The sequence below is a fragment of the Streptomyces sp. URMC 126 genome, from assembly GCF_051386555.1.
In the GTDB taxonomy this organism is placed as follows: domain Bacteria; phylum Actinomycetota; class Actinomycetes; order Streptomycetales; family Streptomycetaceae; genus Streptomyces.
The window spans coordinates 1-16,152 of record NZ_JBPQTX010000033.1; the positions used below are offsets into that span (position 1 = coordinate 1).

A 16,152-nucleotide genomic window follows, 5' to 3' on the forward strand; every position below is an offset into this window, starting at 1 on the left:
GCCCCCAAGCCCCCGCCCCGGACTTCTTGCCCTCGCATGGCGCGCCGCACCCGGCGAGCACGTAGGCTCGGGCTACCGACCCCGCGTCGGACCGCGCGACGTCCAGCCGTGCCGCACGGCGCGCCGTCGTACCCGTGTCGTACCCGTAGTCGCGAGAGCACAGGAGCGAAGCCGTGATCCCCGGTGGTGGCCAGCCCAACATGCAGCAGCTGCTTCAGCAGGCTCAGAAGATGCAGCAGGACCTCGCCGCAGCTCAGGAGGAGCTGGCGCGGACCCCCGTCGAGGGTTCGGCCGGCGGCGGCCTCGTGAAGGTCACCGTCAGCGGTGCCGGGGAGCTCCAGGGCCTGGTCATCGACCCGAAGGCCGTCGACCCCGAGGACACCGAGACCCTCGCCGACCTGATCCTGGCCGCCGTCCGTGACGCGAACAACGCGGCCCAGCAGCTCCAGCAGCAGAAGCTCGGCCCGCTCGCCCAGGGGCTCGGCGGCGGCATCCCCGGTCTGCCGTTCTGAGACGGTCGCGAACGGGCCGGGCCGTAGCCCGGCCCCGAAGCGACAGCCGGCCCTGAGGCGTCAGGACGGAAACCAGTCCCACCCCGACCGAAACCGGTCCAGAACGGACCGAACCAGCCCCGACCCCTCCGGGCCCGCACCGGAAGGGCCCTGATCGGGGAGACTCGAGAACACCGGGGCCCGGCCTCCCGAGCCCCACCCGAGAAGGAGAACCCGTTCCGTGTACGAAGGCGTGGTCCAGGACCTCATCGACGAGCTGGGCAGGCTGCCCGGCATCGGTCCGAAGAGCGCGCAGCGGATCGCCTTCCACATCCTCCAGGCCGAGCCGACCGACGTCCGTCGGCTCGCCCACGCCCTGACCGAGGTCAAGGCCAAGGTCCGGTTCTGTGCCGTCTGCGGCAACGTCGCGCAGGAGGAGCGGTGCCGGGTCTGCCAGGACCCGCGCCGCGACCCGGCCGTCATCTGCGTCGTGGAGGAGCCCAAGGACGTCGTCGCCATCGAGCGGACGCGTGAGTTCCGCGGCCGCTACCACGTCCTCGGCGGGGCCATCAGCCCCATCGAGGGCGTCGGCCCCGACGATCTGCGCATCCGCGAGCTGCTGGCCCGGCTCGCGGACGGTGCCGTCACCGAGCTGATCCTCGCCACCGACCCCAACCTCGAGGGCGAGGCCACGGCCACGTACCTGGCGCGCATGGTGAAGCCGATGGGACTCAAAGTCACCCGGCTCGCCAGCGGGCTGCCTGTGGGCGGAGACTTGGAATATGCCGACGAGGTCACGCTCGGGCGTGCCTTCGAAGGGAGACGACTTCTCGATGTCTGACGCAACGCTCCATGACGCCAAGCGCGAACCGGACGACTTCGTCGTCTCCGTCGCCGACTCGATCGAGAGTTTCATCGTCGCCGTCACCGAGGTGTCGCGCGGCGATGAACCGGACAGCGCCGTTCCGTTCCTCTTGCTGGAAATCTCCCAGCTCATCCTCACCGGCGGCCGTCTCGGCGCGCACGAGGACTTCCTCCCCGACGAGCGCTACGAGCCCGACGTGGGCCCGGAGCCCGACGTGGACGAGCTCCGCGAACGGTTCGCCACGCTCCTCGACCCGGTCGACGTCTACTCCGAGGTCTTCGACCCGTACGTCCCGCGCAGCGCCCCCGTCGCCTGCCGCATCTCCGACGACCTCGCCGACATCATCACCGACCTGCGGCACGGCATGGCCCACTACCGGGACGGCCGCGTCAGCGAGGCCCTGTGGTGGTGGCAGTTCTCGTACCTCTCCAACTGGGGCCCCACCGCTTCCGCCTGCCTCCGCGCCCTCCAGTCCCTCGTCGCCCACGTCCGTCTCGACCAGCCCCTCGACGAACTCGACGGCCTCGACACGGACACCGTCGGCACGGAGGAGCAACTGGAGGAGGAGGCGGGGCGCGTGATGGCCGCGGAAATCGGCGGAACGGCGCGCCTGCGCTCGCTCTGAGCCGGTGGCCATCGGACGACCGCCGAACGACCGGAGGCCGGTCACCGAACGCCGGCCATCGGACGTTGACCACCGAGGACGTTGACCACCGAGGACGTTGACCACTGCGGACATCGACCGCCTCGGACATCGGCCAGCAGCCACAGGCCGCCGTTCACCGGTCATCGGAACGCCCACCCGCTGCCCATCGCGGCAACCGGCACCACCTACGGGGAGACCCTTATGCCGCCCAGGGACCTCGGCGGTCGCGTCCTGGACCTCGACCAAGCGGCCGCCCTCATCGCCGAACGATTCCCGCGATGGCGGGCGGCAGGCCTCACCCCGGGGCAGCCGACCTGGCGCGACGCGGCCGCCGACTGGCCCCAGCCCCTGCTGACCGAACGGTCGGCGGTCCGTGACCCCGACTCCCTCGGCCTCGTCCTCACCGGCCCGACCGATACCGAACTGTCCGTGGTCCTCTTCCGGGGCGGCTGGGCCGACGTCGACTTCCTCGCCGGCCCCGACGACTTCGGCACGCTCCCGACACCCGACGCCCTGACCTCGGCGACTGATGTCGCCACCCACCTGGACCGTTGGGTCCTCCGCGTCTTCGACCGCCCCTGCCGGAACCGGGACGGTGACACCCTCACCGCCCCCGCGGCTCCCGGTCCGACGGCGGAACCGGGCACTCCGCCAACGCCCTGAGCAACGCCCCGGGATCGACGAACGGTGCGCTCCGCGTAGGCCGCGAGGACCACCCGAGCGGCCACGTATTGCCCTGCAACGCCGGTACGCCGACGTAGACGACCGTACGTGGTCCCGCGTACAGCTGGACGTCCACCGGCCACCCGTGATCCCGCGCCGTCCCCGGCGCCAACAGGAAGTACGTCCACCGGAACCCGGTCGCCTCGCACACCACCGGCCCCGCCCGTTCACCCGCGTTCTCCACCAGCCGACGCGCCGTCGCCTCACCCCGCGCCCCGTACATCCGCAGCACGTCGAAGTGCACTCCGCACCGCCACAGGTGGTGCCCCCAACGGGGCACCCAACTCGGGCGGTACGGAGGGGTGGTGGCGGTGGCGGGTCCCTCGTGCACGGCACGCGGCCCGAGTGGGGGAATCTTCTCGTTCACACCGACCACGATGCGTGATCCCTCCTACGCTGATCAGTGACCGGGTGCGTACTCCGGCGCGGGTACGGCCGGGGCGCGGCCGCCGTACGACGCGACCCACCGCGTCCGTGCGGGTGTGTACGCACCGCTGCCGGGGAAAGCCGGGGGAGGGAGCGAACGCATGTCCGGGAACAGGCAGGCGAGGTCCGCGTCCATGCGGATGTTCGGCAGCCAGCTCCAGGGCTGGCGCCGGCTGGCCGGTGTCAGCAGGGAACAACTGGCCGAGGCGGCCGGCTACTCGCTGGACACGATCTGCTCGGTCGAGCAGGGGCGACGGATGCCGCCACCGGAACTGGTGGAGGCGGCGGAGGAACTGTGCGGTGCGAAGGGCCTGTTGAGGGAGGCGGCCAAGCACATCGAGCGGAGCAAATTCCCCGATTGGTTCGAGGAGTACGCCGGGTACGAGGCCGAGTGCGTGGCGCTTGGAATCTATGAGAACCAGGTGGTTCCCGGGCTGTTTCAAACCGAAGCCTATGCGCGTGCGGTGTTCGAGAACGACCGGCCTTTGCTTGACCCCAAGGAGGTCGAACGGCGAACGGCCGTCCGCATGGAGCGGCAGCGGTTGTTGCACAGGACGCCACCGGCCATGATCAGCGTCGTTGTCGAGCAGGCCGCCTTGGAGCGAGCCATTGGAGGCCCGGCGGTCATGAGTGGGCAATTGGTCTACCTCTTGGAGGTGAGCAAGCTGCCTCATGTGGACCTCCAAATGATGCCGACACGGCGCGAGGTGCATGCGGGACTGGCGGGTCCGATGCGGTTGGTCGAGACTCGGGACCGGCGGAGGCTCGTCTACTCCGAGGTGCAGAAGGGAAGCGTTCTGCTGTCCGACCCCAAGGAGGTGTCGGACATGAACATGCGATACGCCGCCATCCGGTCGCAGGCGTGCACCCCTGAGGCCACCATGAAGATGCTGGAGCGCGCAGTAAGGGATTTGCCATGAACAGCGATGGGGAAATAGGCGGCGGCAGCCGTGCGACGTTGTGCTGGTTCAAGTCCAGCTACAGCAGCGGCGAAGGCGGTGACTGTGTCGAAGTCGCGGCTAGGACACGCGAGGCCGGACGCGGCGGTGGTGAGGGTGGCGACTTCGTCGAAACCGGCGCCACTTTCCGTTCCGTTCTCATCCGGGACTCGAAGGCCAAAACCGGCCCGAGGCTCGAAGTGCACCCGGTCGCCTGGGCGCGTTTCCTGGACTTCGCGCCCGAAGCTCAAGCTTCGGAGCGCCGAGCTTCGAGATCCGAGCCCTCTTTCTGAGGAATGGTTGGTGGGTTGATTTCCCACCCCTCCCACCCTCCCTGGCGAGCGATCGCCTCGCATCGCCTTGCCTTGCCTTGCCTTGCCGAAGCGGGTGGCGATGTGCCCGCGCCGGGCGTGGAGTTGCGGGCCGTGGCTCGCGAGGTGTGTGGACCCCGACGCCAGGCCGCCACACCGGCGACGTGGCCAACTTGGTTGCTAAGGCCAGCGTTTGGCGGGGCACGGCTGGGGCGGGCGAGCGCCCTTGTTGGTGCCTTGTCGGCCTGGTGTGGCGTCGCTGTGCGCTCAAACATGCCCTGGACTGACGCTACTTGACGTTATGTGACCGGCTTGCGACGGGCCGTGCTGGGCCTCTAGCGTTCGCAGGGACAAAGCGACCCCGGCCGGTGCTACCAACACCGGGTCCGGGGCCTGACCTACGAGATCGAAGAGGCCGATCTGTGGCTACCGCCCATGCTAGTGCCGTCCTGCCCGCCACCGCACACCCCATGGCGAACCCGGGGTTCGGGAAACGCGAGGCCCCTGACCAGTTGCCGCCCGCGCCGGGCGACTTCGCGCACCTGCCCGCGCGCGAGGCGTCGATCGCGGCGTACGTGGACCGCCTTCCCGAGGGTGCGGCGATGGACGCCAAGACGCTGGCCAAGACCTTGCCCAATTACGGTCAGGCCGCGTGCCGTACCGCCCTCAAGAACCTCGCCTTGGCCGGGCACCTCAGCAGCAAGCGGATGCAAGTGATCAGCGAACAAGGTTCGCGCTGGGTCACGTATACGTACTTCTCGCGTACCCCGCGCTCACGGGAGTGGTGGGAGGCCGTGGAGGCGGGAGTGCTGTCGGTGGGGGGTTCCACGCCTGCCGGGCGCGTCGTTCGGGTGGGGGACGCCGGGTTCGTAGGGGGAGCCGAACGCGTAGGGGTTGCCGCTCGACCCGTAGGGGGCACCGGGCCCGTAAGGGGTGGCGAGCGCGTAGGGCCCCTGGAGCCCGTAGGGGACGCCGATCCCCTAGGGGACCCTGACCCCGTAGGGGACACCGCACCCCTACGGAACCCCGATCCCGTAGGGGGAGCCGACCCCGTACGGGATGCCGACGTCGTAGGGGCTCCCGGCCCCGTACGGGACGCCGACGCCCCCACGGCTCACCGGCCCCCGACGGGTGCTCCCGCCACAAACCCACCCACCACGCACCCGCCCACCGCACGCCCTTCCCGCGCGTACCGTGCCCTCGCCTCGATCGGATTCACGGACCCGCGCCTGACCCTGTCCGCCGCCGACTGCTCCGCGCTCGAACCGCTCGCCGCCGAGTGGCTGGAGCGGCGGGTGACCAGGGAACAGCTGGTCGCGGCCCTGACAGTCGGGCTGCCACCGCAGATCTACAACCCGGCCGCGTTCCTGCGCAGGCGGCTGACGGACAAGATGCCGCCCATCCCGTTCCGGCCGCCCGCGTTTCCGCCGGCGTCGCTTGGGAGGGACGAGATCGTCGTCCGGAGCCACACCATTTGCGCCGGCTGCCAGGGAACGGACGCGGCCACTGAGGCGGGGGCGGCCCTATGTGCGTCCTGTACTTCCCTGGACGCTGTGCCAGTCCCGGGTGCCGCTCAAGATCCGGATGCCGCTCCGGAGTCGTTCCCGAGCAGCTCAACCCCGGAGGAGCCGGGGCCGTGGCCCGACGACATCCGGAACCGGGTGGACCGGCTCCGCGCCTTGGCGGGCGTCCACCCCAAACGCCGCCGCGATTCGCGTTCCGAATCCCGTTCCGAGGCTCCGGCCGATGGCTTTGCGTCCGGCAACGGTCCGGACGGCCTCTAGGGGGCCGTGACCACTAGGGGCTCGGACCATTAGGGGCCGTGGCCACCAGCAGGCCGCGTTCACCGGACGACCGTCCACCAGCGGTGACCGTCCACCAGCGGTGACCGTCCACCATCGGGGAACGTCCACCACCAGGCGACCACCGGGCGGTGACCGTCCGCGGCGGGCTGCGCGCGAGCCGGAGACTGGCGCGTAACGGTCCAAGCGCTCGTACCCCTACGGGATCACCGCCGAGTTGCCCGCCCGCCCGGCAGGCATCGCGTCGAAGACGAGCGGTTGAAGAACTCCATCCCCTAGGGGATGCGCACCGCAAGAAATCCCGTCCCTTACGGAAGTTCCGGGAAGGGGCGCCCCGGAGTTCCCGTAAGGGGCGCTTCCAAAGCCCCTAAGGGCTTACGTGCGCGTGCCCGCGCCCCGTCTCCGCGAACGGTGCGTGACGTCTCAGCATGCGGCTCCCCGGAGGCTCAATCCCGCCGCTCGTTAGACTGAGCCGACCGCATTACACAGAGCTGCGAGGAGCGCACGTGGGCCTTGTCGTGCAGAAGTACGGAGGCTCCTCCGTTGCCGATGCCGAAGGCATCAAGCGGGTTGCCAAGCGAATCGTGGAAGCCAAGAAGAACGGCCACCAGGTCGTCGTCGTGGTTTCCGCGATGGGTGACACGACGGATGAGCTGATCGACCTCGCCGAGCAGGTATCGCCGATCCCTGCCGGGCGAGAGTTCGACATGCTGCTGACCGCCGGAGAGCGGATCTCCATGGCGCTGCTGGCCATGGCGATCAAAACGCTCGGCCACGAGGCGCAGTCGTTCACGGGCAGTCAGGCCGGTGTCATCACGGACTCGGTCCACAACAAGGCGCGCATCATCGATGTCACGCCCGGGCGCATCCAGCAGTCGGTCGACGCGGGCAACATCGCGATCGTGGCCGGCTTCCAGGGCGTGTCCCAGGACAAGAAGGACATCACGACGCTGGGCCGGGGCGGGTCGGACACCACCGCCGTCGCCCTCGCCGCCGCGCTGGACGCCGAGGTCTGCGAGATCTACACGGATGTCGACGGGGTGTTCACCGCCGACCCGCGCGTGGTGAAGAAGGCGCGCAAGATCGAGTGGATCTCGTTCGAGGACATGCTGGAGCTGGCGAGCTCCGGTTCCAAGGTGCTGCTGCACCGCTGCGTCGAGTACGCGCGCCGTTACAACATCCCGATCCATGTGCGGTCGTCCTTCTCGGGGCTCAAGGGCACATGGGTGAGCAACGAGCCTCCAGGAGGTCAGCCGGTGGAGCAGGCGATCATCTCGGGTGTCGCGCACGACACGTCCGAGGCGAAGGTCACGGTCGTCGGGGTGCCCGACAAGCCGGGCGAGGCCGCGACGATCTTCCGCGCCATCGCGGACGCCGAGATCAACATCGACATGGTGGTGCAGAACGTCTCGGCGGCGTCCACCGGTCTGACGGACATCTCCTTCACCCTGCCGAAGGCCGAGGGTCGCAAGGCGATCGAGGCGCTGGAGAAGACCAAGGGCCGCGTCGGCTTCGAGCACCTGCGCTACGACGACCAGATCGCCAAGATCTCGCTGGTCGGCGCGGGGATGAAGACCAACCCGGGCGTCACCGCGGCCTTCTTCGAGGCGCTGTCCAACGCGGGCGTGAACATCGAGCTCATCTCGACGTCCGAGATCCGCATCTCCGTCGTCACGCGCGCGGACGACGTGAACGAGGCCGTCCGCGCCGTCCACACCGCGTTCGGTCTGGACAGCGACACGGACGAGGCGGTCGTGTACGGCGGGACCGGGCGCTGATCCGTTCCGTTGTGGCTGCCGTCCTTGGCGGACGGTGACCGTTCTCGATCGGCCTCCGCTTACGAGCGGGCGGCATCGCACCGGCTTCGACGGCCGGGGTGGTGCCGCCTCTCGGGCCGGTCGCCAGGTCGAGTCCCCGGGCCGTACGCCGGGGTGGTCTCCGGGCCGCGCTCGGGGCCGTTCGCCGGGCCAATCGTTGGGGCGGGCGCCGGCCGGGTGCTCGGTGTGACGGCGGGCCCGGTGCGGGTGACGCGGTGGCGCTGCGTGTGCACGGCCCGTCTCGGTGAGATCACGGCGCGAACTCGTCCGCCGGTGAGGGGTGTTCGCCCGGTCGCGGGGATGCGGTCGATGGTGGTTGGCGGCGGCCGGAGCCGGTGAGCGCGTCCGGTGGCTCCGGGGCCGTAACCCACCGCTCCGGATCGCCGAACTCGTGGCGTCGGGGACGGGTGCTCCGCAATACTGGGGAACGTGTGAAGGTTCTGTGATCAAGCCATTGGTCCGGGCCCCTTGAACTGCGCGGACGTTCCGTTCGAGCAGGTGCTTCCCGTTTCGCGTGCCCCTCGATGCCCCTGACCGGCGGCAGCGCGGGAGCGGTGCCAGGGCCGGTCGCCCGGCGGGGCCCGCTCGCCGTCTTCGCTCAAGGAGGCCGGGGATCAGGGCGATTCGCGGCATGAGAAAGGGCTGGTACGCATGGCGGCACACCGCGTGGCGGCCCGCGGCACGTCGGCGGCCGGGGTGCCGAGCGCGTACAACCCTGACGGGGGGAAGCGTGTCCAACAGGCGTGGCAGAGGTCATCAGCATCGCAACGGTCCCGAGGCGCGCAAGCGTCGCCGCCGCGCGCTCGCGTACGCGTGCTCTGGGCGGTATGCCGGTGATCGCGCCCTGGCCTCCCACGTCGGCCACTCCGGACGCGGCGCCCACCGCTCCGGGCCCGGATCCCACCTCCACTCCCGCTTCCACTTCTGCCGCCGCCGCGGCTCCCACGTCGGAACGGTCCGCGGCCCGCGTCCCGGCCCAGCCCACTCGCGGCCAGACCGTCGACACGCGGACCGGCGAGATCCGGACCGCCGCGGGTCCCGCGTCGGTGGCCGCGTTGCCGCAGGCCGCGGCGCCGCTGGGCGCCGACGCGCGGCAGAGCGCCGAAGGCCGTCAGGAAGCGGAGCCGCAGTCCCTGTCGCTCAGCGCTGACACGACGATGGCCGTCGGCACCACCGTCGATCACCTCACCGAGACCTACCGGGCGCACTACCGGTCGCTGCTCGGTCTCGCGGCCCTGCTCCTGGACGACACCGCTTCCTGCGAAGACGTCGTGCAGGAAGCTTTCATCCGGGTGCATTCCGCCCGGAACCGGGTCCGCGACCCGGAAAAGACCCTGGCCTATCTGCGGCAGACCGTCGTCAACCTGTCCCGCTCCGCGCTGCGCCGCCGCATCCTGGGTCTCAAGCTGCTCTCCAAGCCGATGCCCGATATGGCGAGCGCCGAGGAGGGGGCGTACGAACAGCTGGAGCGAGACCAATTGATCAAGGCGATGCGCGGTCTGCAGCGCAGGCAGCGCGAGGTGCTCGTCCTGCGGTACTTCGCCGACATGACCGAGGCCCAGGTGGCCGAGGTGCTGGGCCTCTCGCTCGGCTCGGTCAAGGCGTACGGCTCACGGGGCATCGCCGCACTCCGTGTCGCCATGGAGGCTCCGGCATGAACCACCGCGACCCGGACGGTGGCCGGTTCGGCCGCCGCGGCAACCGATGGACGCCCCCGAACCCCCCGGCGTCCGCCCACTCCGACCGACCGCCTGCCGGAGAGCTCCCCGCCGGACCGCCACCCGTCGGGCAGCCACCGGCCGGACCGCCGCCCCCGTGCGAACAGCGCCCGAACGAGCAGCCGCACCCGAAGGAGCAGCAGTACTCGCGCGATCAGTACCGGCGCGACCAGCACCCGCGCGAGCAGCAGTACCCGAACGAGTGGCAGTACCCGAACGAGCAGCAGCACGTGAACGAGCAGTTTCAGGACGTACGACCGCACGACGCGCAGTCGCCCGACGAGCAGCCCCTCGGCGAGCGGTCGCCAGACGCTCAGCCTTCAAACGAGACCGCCCTCGACGAACAGGCGCTGCGCCGGATGCTGCGGGGCGCCGTCGAGGACCTCAAGCCCTCTGACGACGCGCTGGAGCATCTGCGCCGCGCCGTGCCCGCCCGTCGTACCCGCCGGCGCCAGGCGCTGGGCGGCGCGGTGGCGGCCGTGGTGCTGGTGGGAGCGGCGGTGCCCGCCCTGATGCACGTTGCGGACACCGTTGGAGTCAACGGTTCCGACGACCGCCCCGCCAACGCCGCCAACAGCCACCGCCACGCCGAGGAGACGATCGGCGACCACGAACGCCGTAGCGGTTCCACCGGCTCCGAACGGCCCGGCGGTGGCACGGCCGCCCGAGGCGAACACCGCGTCGAGCAGCCGAGCGGCGACAGCGGTACCGCGCGGACGAGCGAGGAACCGAGCCACCCCCGCGCCACCGCTGACAGCCCCTCACCGACCCCCGGTGTCTCGCTCAGCGCCGCCGCCCCGACCTGCGACCGCGCCCAGCTCGGCAAGGGCTCGGGAGCGGTCGGCGCCGCCGACGCCACCGGCCGGGTCTACGGCGCGTTCCGCATCGTCAACGTCTCGCGTGCCTCCTGCGCGGTGACCGGTCCCGGTGAGCTCGTCGCCCAAGCCGGAGGCGGCGCGCAGAAGACACGCATCTCCGTCGTGGGCCACACCACCGGGGATCCGGCGGCCGGCCTCCCCGACCCGGAGCGGGCACCCCGCGAGGTGCTCCTCCAGCCGGGACAGGCGTACGAGGTGAAATTCGCCTGGGTCCCGGCAGCGGACGGCGGAACGTCGGGCTGTACCCGGCCCGCCGGCAGCGCCACCCCGCCCCCCGCGGCCGGTGCTCCCACCAAGGCGGTCGGCCGGACGGCCGAAGCCCCCACCACATCCCCGGCACCCTCCTCACCCGCCGTCGTACCGTCCGAGACGACCGCCCCGCCGGTGCCGACGGGCAGCGTCACCCTGACCAACATCCCGGTGGCCGGCGATCCGGCCGCGGCGGAGGCGCGTATCCCCGACGCCTGCGCCGGGACCGTCTACCACACGGGCCCCCTGCCGGCCGCTGCCCCGCCCGCGTAGGCCACGGGCCGGCCCGCGAGAGCGGGTCCCAATCCCAGGGCCGCCTGCCGTCACGCTCCGCGTTCCCCGTACCGTGGAGGCGTGTACCGGTTCCTGCTGACTCCTCGCTGGTGGGGGATCAACGTCTTCGCCGTGCTCGCCATCCCCTTCTGCCTCTTCATGGGCAGCTGGCAGCTCGGCCGCTTCGAGACCCGCGTCGACTCGCACCACGAACAGCAGACCCAGGCCGACGAGGCGCGCCGCGCCGCCGCCACGCCGTTGCGCGAACTGCTGCCGGTGACGACGGAGACCTCGGGACGCAAGGCCAGCGCCACCGGCCGCTACGACACGGAGCACCAGCTCCTCGTGCCCGACCGCGATCTCGACGAGCGCAAGGGCTTCTACGTCCTGACGCCGCTCCGCACCGACGACGGCAAGGCGCTGCCCGTGGTCCGGGGCTGGCTGCCCGGCGACGCCGACGCCAAGACCGACACGGCCAAGGTGCCGACCCCGCCGCCCGGCCGCGTCACCGTCGCCGGCGCGCTCCAGTCGTCGGAGAGCGCGACGTCGAAGGGCGTACGCACCGGTGGCCTGCCCACCGGTCAGCTCGGCGTGATCAGCGCGGCCTCACTGGTCAACCTCCTTCCTTACCCGGTGCACGATGCCTGGATCACGGCGACGGACGCTCCGGCTCCCCTGACCCCGGTGCCGCCGGCGCCACCGCCCAACACGGGCCTGGACCTCAAGGCGTTCCAGAATCTCGGTTACACCGGTGAGTGGTTCGTCTTCGTGGGCTTCGTGCTCTTCATGTGGTTCCGGCTTTTCCGGCGCGAGGTCGAGGCGGCGCGGGACGCCGAACTGGGCCTCGCGCCGGACTCGGGCCCGGTCGCCACGGGCGTTCGGGCCCCGGCGGCCGAGCGGTCGCCTGCGGCGGGACAGGACCCCACTGCGGGGCAGGACCCCGCGGCCGTCCCGACTCCCGCGGCCGCTCAGGCCCCGGCGGGCCAGGCCGCGGCGGCCGGCCAGGGTCCCGCCGCTGGTCGGAATCCCGCTCCGAAGTAGAACCCCCACGCCACACCCAAGATCCGCGTCACACCAAACATCCGTGTCACAGTGAAGACCCGTGTCGGAGTGGGCCCCGCGTCGGCGTAGGAACACTACGTCTGCGTCGCAGCGGGGACACCCCGGCGGAGCAGGGGCCCCGCTGCCTCCGGCGTCGCCTGATGCCGCCTACGCCGTCGCCTGATGCCGCCTCCGGCGTCGCTCTCGCGAGAGAGTCCTACGCCGGGGCCGGGCTCCGGCGTTCCGGTCGGCCGTCCCGAAGGCCCAGGTGACGCTCCGCGAAAGCGATCTCCAGCCGGAGCTGCTTGATCCGCTCCTCCACGACCAGCGAGCCGTGGCCGGCGTCGTACCGGTACACCTCGTGCGGGTGACCGCGCTCTTCCAGCCGCCGCACGTAGTTCTCCACCTGGCGTATGGGGCAGCGGGGGTCGTTCACGCCGGCCGAGATGTAGACCGGCGCCCGGACCTCGTCCACGTAAGTGAGGGGCGACGAGGCGGCGAAGCGCTCCGGCACCTCTTCGGGGGTGCCGCCGAGAAGGGTGCGGTCGAGGGCCTTCAGCGCCTCCATCTCGTCGTGGTACGCCGTCACGTAGTCCGCCACGGGAACCGCGGCGAGACCCACCGTCCAGGCGTCGGGTTGGGTGCCCACCCCCAGCAGCGTCAGGTACCCGCCCCAGGAGCCGCCCGACAGCACCAGCTTCTCCGGGTCGGCGAGTCCGGAGGCGACGACGTGCTCGCGGACGGCGGCGATGTCCTCCAGCTCGATCAGCCCGACGCGGTGCTTGAGGGCGTCCGTCCAGGCCCGGCCGTAGCCGGTGGAGCCTCGGTAGTTCACCCGGACGACCGCGAAGCCGTGGTCCACCCAGGCCGCCGGGCCCGCCGCGAACGCGTCGCTGTCGTGCCAGGTGGGACCGCCGTGGATCTCGAAGACCGTCGGGAAGGGGCCCTCGCCCGCCGGCTTCTGCAGCAGGGCGTGGACCCTGCCGCCGGGCCCGTCCACCCATATGTCCTCCACCGGGACCGACTCCGGTGCCCGCATTGCGCCCTCCGTCCCGGCCGGTGCCTCCAGCACCACGTGTCCCGCGGTCGAACGGATCACGGGCGGCTTCTCCGCCGAGGACCAGAGGAACTCCACCGACCCGTCGGGGCGGGCCATGGCGCCGGACACCGTGCCGGAGGGGGTGTCCAGACGGCTCAGCGAGCCGTCCGCCAGGTCGTAACGCCACAGCTCGCTGCGTGCGTGGTGGCTGTGTTCGACGAGCAGGGCGGAACCGTCGGGGTACCAGTCGGCTTCCAGGTCGCCCGGGAGGTCGAGGGATATCACGGTCTCTTCACCGGTGACCGCGTCCCACAGCAGGGGCTCCCACCGGCCGCGCCGCTGATGTCCGAGGAGCAGCCGGGAATCGCCGGGGACGGGGGAGAAGCCCGTCACCGACAAACCGAGCTCCTGGGTGCCGCCCTGGGTGTCGTCCAGCTCGGCCACGGTCGTGCCGTCCAGACGAAGAATCCGGACCGCCGAGTGCATGGCGTCGCCGTGCTCGGTGTGCTCGACCGCGATCAGCGTGCTGTCGTGCGAGAGCCCGGCTACCACGGCCGACTCGTCGTGCCGGTAGATCTCGACCGGTTCGGCGCCCGGCCGTGCCACGTGGACCGACGAGCCGGACTTGTCGGTGGACCGGCCGATCACCGCCGTGCCGTCCCGGCCCAGGGCCAGACCACTCGGGTAGGAGGGCTCCAGGCCGGGGACCGCCGGCTCGTCCGCGCCGCCGTGGAAGGGCTGCCGCATCCAGACGCCGAACTCGTCGCCGTCCGTGTCCGAGAACCACCAGATCCACTCGCCGTCCGGCGTCAGCACCCCTCCCGTGGTGCCGTTGGGGCGGTCCGTCACCTGCCGCTGCTCACCGCTCGCCCGGTCCCACGCGTACACCTCGTAGGTGCCCGTCGCGTTGGATGTGAAGAGCGAACGCTCCGGTGCCTCTTCCGCCCACCCCGGCAGCCCCGTGCGGGGCGCCCGGAAGCGCTTTTCCCAGTCGGGCATGGACTCGTCGCCCCGCAGGGCCCCGTTGCTCTCAGTCATGTCCCCATTCTGCGCCGAACCGCCGACATCCGGCCCGGACGGCGCCGGGTCTGTGGACAAGTACGCGCTTGTGGATAACTCCATGCCCCCAGGGGGTGGTTGTCGGCTCGGTTCAGGGGCTCTCGGGGCATTTCGGCGTGTGCTGTCAGTGGCGCGACTCATAGTGAGGACATGTACGAGACACCGGAGGACATGACGGCTCTCCAGCGCTTGCTCGACGACAGCTACGCCGGGGCGGGCTGTCATCTGCGCAGGATCGCGGGCCGAGGCCGGCGGCTGGAGGCGGCCGAAGTCGTGGCCGAGCTCGACGGGATCAAGATCATGGCGCTGGCCACCGCCGGGGCTTCGGGCGATCCTCGGGTCGGCCCGGTCGACGGCCATTTCTACCGGGGTCGGTTCCACTTCGGGTCCAGCCCGGACTCCGTCCGCGTCCGTCACATCGGCGCCCGCCCGGCGGTCAGCGCGACCGTCTTCGACGCGCAGTGGTCGCAAATCACCGTGCACGGAAGGGCGGTTCGGGTGTCACCGACTGATGAACCCGCGCTGGAGCAGTACTTGATCGAGTTGCATGGGAGAGCGCTATGGGACGGATGGCTCAAGGAGGTGGTGTGGGTTCGGATCGAGCCGGAGACGATGTTCGCCTTCCGCAACTCCGCTACGGGAAACTGCTCGTGACGGCCAGGCCTCGGGCGGGCCCCGGACCGCCCCGGACAATTCCCGGCCGGAACCTGGGAGGGCCTGACCGCCGGTTGCGGCGGCGCGTCGGCCGTTCAGCCGACGCGCTCGGTCCAGCCTTCCGGGAGATCGCCGGGCGCCACGGAGACGATCGAGTCGTCGTCCGCGCCCACGTACTCGAAGAGCGTGATGCGGGCGAACTCGGGGACGACATAGATGGGATAGGTCGGACCGGCGTCACGGTAGGCGCGCATTTCGTCCAAGTGGTCGTTCTGGAAGCAGACGGTCCGCTCGCCGTGCTGCCGGATCCAGTCCGGGAAGAAGATCGCGCCGTGGAGGCGGCGCTTGCCCGGCATGACGTTGACGGCGACAGAGGTGCCGGTGGGCTCGGTCCAGGAGACCTTGTAGCTGTCCTCGTCGAGCTGGACGAGGTCGACCTCCTGGTCCTTCACCCAGCGGCCGCCGACGTGACCGCTGTGGATGCGGTAGTCGATGGTGTGGTCGTTCTTCACGTACATCTCGTACTGCCAGCCGTTGGCATACGTGTAGACGAAGCGGTGGCCGACGATCCCGGAGAGGTCCTGCGCGGGAATGAGGTCGCTGTGCGTGCCCATGATCTGCCTCCAAGGAGCTGCGAACGAAGGGGGCGACTTCATTTTGCAACAAAACATGTTTGATGCAAAACAAGCGCCACGGCACAATGGGAGCCATGGACACCGCGACAGAGCTCGGACGACTGCTCGGCCCCCTGCGCCGCGCCGTGCTGCGCACCCGCCGCTCGGAAGGGCTCCCCGACCTTCCGGAAGCACAGATCGAGCTGCTCCGCGTACTCGCCGAAACGGGCCGCATCACCCCGCGCGAGGCGGCCGTACGGCTACGCGCCGCGCCCTCCACCATCAGCAACCTCGTCCGCACCATGACCGCCGCGGAACTGGTCGAGCGGACTCCGTCCGTCACCGACCTGCGCACCGTCCACCTGTCCGCCACCCCGCGCGCCCTCGACATGCTGGACCGCTACGACCGGACCAGCACCGCCGCCCTGCGCCGAGCCCTCGATGCCCTCCCGACGGCCGGCCGTCAGGCGATCGACGAAGCCCTGCCCGCCCTGGCGGACCTGCTGGTCACCCTGGAACGCCAGGACACGACCGACCGTCGCCGCACCTGACGGCTGGCGGCGGCCACCGACGGTTGATCGGCGGCTGATCCCCGGGCTGATCCCCGC

Annotated in this window: 14 protein-coding genes; 12 read left to right on the forward strand and 2 right to left on the reverse strand. The window is 70.9% G+C overall.

Going from position 1 to position 16,152, the window contains the following annotated elements:
• Window positions 1-173: 173 nt before the first annotated feature.
• The 10 genes from ACSNOK_RS06670 (at window position 174) to ACSNOK_RS06715 (ending at window position 12,178) form a co-directional block, all read left to right on the forward strand.
• Window positions 174-512 (forward strand): YbaB/EbfC family nucleoid-associated protein, encoded by a 339-nt coding sequence (locus ACSNOK_RS06670; protein WP_436779641.1) that lies wholly within the window; start codon window positions 174-176, stop codon window positions 510-512.
• Between the two features lie 220 nt (window positions 513-732).
• Window positions 733-1,332, forward strand: a complete 600-nt coding sequence (gene recR, locus ACSNOK_RS06675; RefSeq protein ID WP_171166601.1) for a recombination mediator RecR — start codon at window positions 733-735, stop codon at window positions 1,330-1,332.
• Complete coding sequence (locus ACSNOK_RS06680; RefSeq protein ID WP_185942417.1) at window positions 1,325-1,981, forward strand: DUF5063 domain-containing protein; 657 nt, start codon at window positions 1,325-1,327, stop codon at window positions 1,979-1,981. The genes recR and ACSNOK_RS06680 overlap by 8 nt, the downstream gene beginning before the upstream one ends.
• Before the next feature lie 222 nt (window positions 1,982-2,203).
• Window positions 2,204-2,665, forward strand: coding sequence for a hypothetical protein (locus ACSNOK_RS06685; protein ID WP_436779642.1), 462 nt, complete (start codon window positions 2,204-2,206; stop codon window positions 2,663-2,665).
• Window positions 2,666-3,285: 620 nt separating this feature from the next.
• On the forward strand, window positions 3,286-4,071 hold the full coding sequence (locus tag ACSNOK_RS06690; protein WP_436779643.1) for a helix-turn-helix domain-containing protein: 786 nt from the start codon (window positions 3,286-3,288) through the stop codon (window positions 4,069-4,071).
• Window positions 4,068-4,382, forward strand: a complete 315-nt coding sequence (locus tag ACSNOK_RS06695; RefSeq protein ID WP_436779644.1) for a DUF397 domain-containing protein — start codon at window positions 4,068-4,070, stop codon at window positions 4,380-4,382. The genes ACSNOK_RS06690 and ACSNOK_RS06695 overlap by 4 nt, the downstream gene beginning before the upstream one ends.
• Before the next feature lie 2,326 nt (window positions 4,383-6,708).
• Window positions 6,709-7,980, forward strand: coding sequence for an aspartate kinase (locus ACSNOK_RS06700; RefSeq protein WP_436779645.1), 1,272 nt, complete (start codon window positions 6,709-6,711; stop codon window positions 7,978-7,980).
• A 1,172-nt stretch (window positions 7,981-9,152) separates the two neighbouring features.
• A complete protein-coding gene (locus ACSNOK_RS06705) occupies window positions 9,153-9,677 on the forward strand; it encodes a SigE family RNA polymerase sigma factor (RefSeq protein ID WP_436779673.1) in 525 nt (174 codons plus the stop codon).
• A complete protein-coding gene (locus ACSNOK_RS06710; RefSeq protein WP_436779646.1) occupies window positions 9,674-11,137 on the forward strand; it encodes a hypothetical protein in 1,464 nt (487 codons plus the stop codon). Before ACSNOK_RS06705 ends, ACSNOK_RS06710 begins: the two co-directional genes overlap by 4 nt.
• An 81-nt stretch (window positions 11,138-11,218) precedes the next feature.
• Entirely contained in the window at window positions 11,219-12,178 is a 960-nt protein-coding gene (locus ACSNOK_RS06715) for an SURF1 family protein (RefSeq protein WP_436779647.1), read from the forward strand.
• Window positions 12,179-12,395: 217 nt separating this feature from the next.
• Here ACSNOK_RS06715 and ACSNOK_RS06720 read toward each other — a convergent pair whose 3' ends face one another.
• Window positions 12,396-14,216: a prolyl oligopeptidase family serine peptidase gene (locus tag ACSNOK_RS06720; protein WP_436779674.1), complete on the reverse strand. Its 1,821-nt coding sequence runs from the start codon at window positions 14,214-14,216 to the stop codon at window positions 12,396-12,398.
• A 210-nt stretch (window positions 14,217-14,426) separates the two neighbouring features.
• On the opposite strand from ACSNOK_RS06720, the gene ACSNOK_RS06725 reads away from it, so the two are divergent.
• Entirely contained in the window at window positions 14,427-14,930 is a 504-nt protein-coding gene (locus ACSNOK_RS06725) for a pyridoxamine 5'-phosphate oxidase family protein (protein ID WP_436779648.1), read from the forward strand.
• Window positions 14,931-15,025: 95 nt separating this feature from the next.
• On the opposite strand, the gene ACSNOK_RS06730 is transcribed toward ACSNOK_RS06725, so the two are convergent.
• Window positions 15,026-15,544, reverse strand: coding sequence for a phenolic acid decarboxylase (locus ACSNOK_RS06730; protein ID WP_436779649.1), 519 nt, complete (start codon window positions 15,542-15,544; stop codon window positions 15,026-15,028).
• 95 nt (window positions 15,545-15,639) lie between these two features.
• Between ACSNOK_RS06730 and ACSNOK_RS06735 the strand changes: the two genes are divergently transcribed.
• The gene (locus tag ACSNOK_RS06735) at window positions 15,640-16,095 is read left to right on the forward strand and encodes a MarR family winged helix-turn-helix transcriptional regulator (RefSeq protein WP_436779650.1); all 456 of its coding nucleotides are present in this window, start codon (window positions 15,640-15,642) and stop codon (window positions 16,093-16,095) included.
• The last annotated feature ends 57 nt before the right edge of the window (window positions 16,096-16,152 follow it).